The organism is Edaphobacter sp., assembly GCF_035532915.1.
Taxonomy (GTDB): domain Bacteria; phylum Acidobacteriota; class Terriglobia; order Terriglobales; family Acidobacteriaceae; genus Edaphobacter.
Genome location: NZ_DATKQC010000472.1, coordinates 1 through 5,379, shown reverse-complemented (window position 1 = coordinate 5,379; position 5,379 = coordinate 1). Strand labels below are relative to the sequence as shown.

5 protein-coding genes are annotated in these 5,379 nt (G+C 57.4%); all 5 read left to right on the top strand.

From position 1 onward, the window contains the following. Positions 1-812, top strand: an 812-nt coding sequence (locus VMU57_RS22085) for a hypothetical protein (protein WP_325387387.1), incomplete at its 5' end; no start/stop codon positions are given. An 8-nt stretch (positions 813-820) separates the two neighbouring features. Continuing rightward, positions 821-2,647 carry a hypothetical protein gene (locus tag VMU57_RS22080; protein ID WP_325387385.1) on the top strand — a complete coding sequence of 609 codons (1,827 nt, stop codon included), beginning with the start codon at positions 821-823 and terminating at the stop codon, positions 2,645-2,647. Positions 2,648-2,659: 12 nt separating this feature from the next. Next, positions 2,660-3,382 carry a VirB8/TrbF family protein gene (locus VMU57_RS22075; protein WP_325387383.1) on the top strand — a complete coding sequence of 241 codons (723 nt, stop codon included), beginning with the start codon at positions 2,660-2,662 and terminating at the stop codon, positions 3,380-3,382. A gap of 11 nt (positions 3,383-3,393) precedes the next feature. Then, positions 3,394-3,687: a hypothetical protein gene (locus tag VMU57_RS22070; RefSeq protein ID WP_325387382.1), complete on the top strand. Its 294-nt coding sequence runs from the start codon at positions 3,394-3,396 to the stop codon at positions 3,685-3,687. Positions 3,688-3,926: 239 nt separating this feature from the next. Beyond that, positions 3,927-5,379 (top strand): hypothetical protein (locus VMU57_RS22065; protein ID WP_325387381.1); only part of this gene is annotated, 1,453 nt, incomplete at its 3' end.

The following is a 5,379-nucleotide window of genomic DNA, read 5'->3' as shown; positions in this document are numbered from 1 at the left end:
CCAATATTGAAGTCGAGGCGCCGAAGGAACCCCCATGGTATCGGCCGAGCGTATGGAAAACAGCGGCGGCGATACTCCTCGCGTTGCTCATTGTCCCGTCGCCGGTACATGGACAATTCGGAGTCGGTGTCGCGGCGATTCAGGCCGGTCTGTCCCAGATTGAGTCGTTGATGAATACCTACGTGGCTGCGCCTCTCGCGACCATCAATCAGACGCAGCAAAGCATCGCGACCTATGAGCAGGAAGTTGTCTATCCGGTTACCGCCATCAACCAGGCCAGGAGTTCCGTGCAGCAGTTCGAGGGCCAGTTCAGTCAGGTAAGCGGCATGTTCCGCGTGAACGTATCGAGCGCCACCTTGCCGCAATCGCAAAGTCTTGAATCCATCCTGCTTTCCCGCAACGCAAACAACGTTGCGAACGTCTCTCCCCAGTTTCAAAACGTGTATGGCGTTGTGATGGCGCAGAACGCGGCATCGCCTCAGGTGCGCAACATGGCTGATATGACCGACGCGCAGGCGCAGGACGCCATGAAGCGCGCCATCGAGATCGATGCCCTCGCCGACGCGGAGTTGGCGGAGGCGGACAAGATGGGCCAACAGATCTCCGCTGCCGCCCCGGGGAGCGCCCCGATCCTGGAAGCGGAGGCCGATGTCTGGCTGGTGCGGGCCAATGCCTATACCCAGGCGGCCCTGGCGGAATTGATGCGCACCCGCGGGATCGATATCGCCAACCAGAGTGAAATGGCGAAGCTGGCTGCGACCGACAACAGCAGCAATAACGGCCTGATCCAGGGATCGCTGACAAACAGGTAATCGTGATAATGACTGCGTTTCTCCATCCCGCAATCTCAGTGCTCGCCTTCTTCCAGGCGACGCAGCTGAATCTGTTCGAGCGTTTCCTCACGCAGGCAGTTGCGGGAATCGATTCGACCAACATTACCGCCGGGATGCAGAATGTGGCCTACGTCATCCTAGTGGTCGGATTTCTGTGGCAGGTGTATCAGTCGGCCCTGCATGGAGGCGATGTCCGCGGATTGGGCACGAATCTCATCAAGTACGTGGTCACGGCCATCGTCGTGATGAATTACCACGCCATCTTTACGACCCTCAATCAAGGCTTCGTCAACGCCGGCAACTGGGTCAACAGCGCGTCCGGCGCAGGTAACCTCTTCGAGAACTGGGCCAGCGATCTCCAGACGCAGTTCAGTCAGATTGGCTTTCAGAAGATGTGGGGACTGATCACCGGGTCGGTGGCCGGTTTGATCGATGCCATGCTGATCCTGATTGCGTATGTGCTCTACCCTGTCGTGATCGTGATCTTCGGCTTCTTTTACATCCTGTACGGCAGCATCCTTTATATCTTTGGGCCGATCGTGATTGGCCTGATGCCGCTGGGAGCTACGAACCGTCTGGCCAAGTCTTACGCCGAGAATGTCTTTATCTGGAATGCGTGGCCGGTCTTGTACGGAGGTTTTGGAGCGCTCCTCAGCGCCGTCCAGATGGGGCAAGTGGGGCAGATGCTCAATCAGAACAACTTTCTGGGAGGGCTGGGAAACCTTGAGGGATCCTTCCTGATCGGTTTTGCCAGCATCATCTTCTCGTTCGCCATCGCGATCATTCCGTTTATCGCAAAGAGGATCGTGAGTGGAGATGTCGGAGCGACGGCGGCAGCGCTGATCGGCGCTGCTGCCACGGCCATCACCGCCGGCGCGGCCGCAATCGAGGGAATAGGTGCGGGGGCGGCTGCCGCAGGAGCAACTTCAGGAACTGGAGTGAGCGCAGGGACGGCGGCCGAGAGCGCAGCCTCCAGATCGACTTCGATCGCGGGAAATGGCAACCAGCCGGCTCCCGTTCAAAAAGGGCAGGATGCTTCTCTATCGAAGGCGTCCAACAATCCGGCAACAAGCAAGACTCCAACCGGAACCAAGGACGAGGACGCAGGGAACAAGGATTCCGGTGCCCCAGAAAATGGTGCATCCGGTGGTGAGATGGGTAGTTCAGGGCAGGCGGAAACCACCGGCTTTCAGCCCACGGCCGGACTGCACGCCGCCGAAATGCGCAGGAATATTGGCCAGATTATGTACGGCAACAAGGCCGAAGATGACTCACCGAGTTCGGGTACCGCTGCCAGCCCGGAGCAGTCCGCTTCAAAGACCGCTACGAGCAATACCTCATCCCCCACGAAGGGAGCAGGCGGTTCGCGGCAACATTCGAGACCGCCCAGCGCGCGGGGAGCGGGACTCGCCACCTGGGGTGCCTATCATGCGGCACGGCTCGCCTCCTACGGAGCGGTATCAAGCGGCATGGCAGTAGGCGCCGTCGCCGAAAAGATAACGGCGGCAGCAAGAAATCCGGTGGACACCGCAGGCAAGATCGGAACCCATACCGGCAGAGTAGCCGGCGCCGTCGCCAATACGTCGGTGAACACGGGGCGAGCGGCCCAATCAGCCATTCATGCGGTATCTCATCCGGTCGAGACTGCGCAGAGAGCATCGAGCGCCGTCACCGGTGCAGTGAACAACACTGCGAGCCGGGTGGCAACGACTGCAAAAGACTCAGTGAACTTGGCCGGCTTGAACTTTTCGGAAAGCTACAACGAGGTCCGGCGCAACAACGAAACCAAGCCAGATGGAAGTTCTGGGGCATAAGGGAGAGCAATCATGGCGCAGACAAAAGCAACGGCCAAAGAAGTGGAAGCCGATGTACGGCCGAAATACTACGAAGTGTACGGGCCCGAAATCGCCAATGGTAATCGCGCATGGATCATTGCATTTATCTCCTTATCGCTGACAGTGATCGCAATCATCTTCGCGGTTTTCGTGCGACTTCAGCCCCCCACGGTGATACGCATTGGGGCGAATGGAGAAGCCACGGTGCTAGGACGCGGCGCGAAGGGTCCAGATATCTCCGCGGCAACCGCCGGAACGGATGAATTGCTCAATGAAGCCTTCGTCAAGCGATTTCTTACGACCTATCTCAACTACATGCCTTCCGATGTCGATGAGCGTTGGGCCACCAGCCTCAACATGATGACGCGCAATCTGCGCAGCTACACCTTGAAAGCCATGGCCGATGACAACACGCGTGGAAAGGTCGACGACGATCAGGTCCAATCGGTCTTTCATCTGCGCGCGGTCGACACTATCCCTGGCGAGCCCCTTACATTTCTCGCTTACGGTGTGAAGGACGTCCACCACCTGACCAAAGGCACGGAGACGACCGACCACTTCGTCAGTGAATATCGAATCCGTTTGCTGGCCGATCACAGGACCGACATGAACCCGGACGGACTGTGGGTCGCCGAGTATTCCGAACGTCCGATCGATGACGAGCGGCGTGGCCGCATTCTCGCCATGCCAGACACAACTCAGCCACAGGAATAGCGAGGAAACCAATGGAAGCCACCGCCAAAGAAGCAGCCACGCAAAAGCCGCAAACGATGGAGCGGCTACCAGCAAAGCGGCCCCGAAAATCACGTTCGATCGAAGAGGCACGATACTTCCTCGCCAAAGAAGGATCGTCCCCGACGAAGCCCGAGTTGGGTGAGGAAGCGCAGAACGAGAGCGACGCTTTGATCAAAGCATTCCAGTCAAAGGAGCGCGTGATCTACGTGGTCATGCCCTACCAGGCAGAAGCAGAAGTACAAGGAGGTACTCCGGTTTTAGTGAAGCGTCCGTTACAGAAGTAGCGTCCGCTGAGGTCAGCCAATGGTTTCAAAGAGGAGACACACCTGAGATACGGTCCCTGTTGGCCTCTCTTGAGTCCTTATCGCATGAGCGATGAGGAATTCCGCTGACCCGGTTTCGACACCTGAAACCTGGCTCGGTTCACACCACCCCTAACAAGGGCGCCAGGAGAGAAGGGAGACAAACTGGGACAGCCAGTTCTCCCGGTCGTCTCGAGCGCCAGACAAGCGAGGAGAAAACAATGACAGCGAACAGGACACAAGATGCGGCAGAGGATTGGAGACTCATTCTCGAGTTGAAGATCGACGAAGCTGGAAAAGTGACCCGCAAGGCCACCAGAATCACCCGGAAAGACACGCTCGATGACAAGTTGATCGGGCGGTTGTATCCAGGCATACGAGTAGCGCGAGTCAGTGTACCGAATGAGTTGAGTGCCTATGAGGAATCTTTGGTCGAGGAACGTATGAAAAACCTCGTCTATGACGGAGTGCGATATAAGCTTGCAGGCGCGAGTGGTTCGGCGAAGGACGGCAAGTTCTACTTTGTCGACGAACCGCACGCGAAGCCAATTGCTGAGCGCTATCAGTTTTGGCCGGAAGCGGCGATCACCTATTTTTCGATCCTGATCTCCGACTGCAAACTGGTAACAGAAGAGCCCAATCTAAGCATTGCTGTGGTCAAGGACCATGTTCTTGGCACCAACGATTGCCGCGGTTGGATTCGGAAATCGATATACCGCAAGCTCCGCCTCAAACCAACGTGGTTTTCGCAGTTCCGATTGGCATTCGACGCACGCGAACCGAAGCAGGCAAAAGGTGGATTTAAAACGATGAGCGACCGCGCTGCCGACAAGCTCGGGGTCGACATCATCCTTCCAGAGAGCTCCTGCAAGCCAGCGCTCAAAGGAGGAGTCCGTTTTCTGCCGCAACTTCGGACATCCGGCCATTTATACACAGGGCCAGCGATTCTCGGGATCAAACAATGGTCGAGAGAATCGGAATTCGAAGCCAGTTCCACGCTTGTGGAACATGCTTCCGAGGAAGCTCTCGAACTTGAAATCATGGTCCGAGGGCTAGAGAACGTTCGCACGATGAGGAGGGCGTGCGAGGAAGGCGATTATCGGGACCTGCTCAAGCTATTGGGTAAGTCGGAAACTCCTTCCTTCGACACCAGTTTTGACCCCGAAGCACTCGAGGGCAATGCCGGCCCGTCTCCCACAACCTGGGATCCGGTCGAGGCGGTTCTTCTGGCAGACAAGAGTGGGAGCGCCATCAAGTTCCCTTACGTCTTGAACTGGCTCAACCGCAATCTCGCTCGCTGGGGCTGGCGTACCTGCACGAGCGCCGGCTTCAAACTGCCCTCCTTCGCCCTGGTGGATGATGGGATCCTGATCGAATACGAGGGGAAGATCCTCTCGGCTTCGGACTGGGTCCCGGAGAACGCCGCGATTACTTCTCTCACAGCGGAAAAGAGCCTCTGCATCCGCTACCCAATCAGGATGCAGGAAGATCTTCTGCCGGTTCGGCACCTTACGGATGGCGAATTGGTTCCCATGTTCAAACAAGCATTGGGACGTGCCGATCTTCCCGATCCCCTGATTGCGTACATCCTTGGCCGCCAGCTTCGGATGGAGGGCAGTTACATCCTTCATTCGCAGACAGCGGCGCTGAATGGCGGGGACTTCGACTTCGACA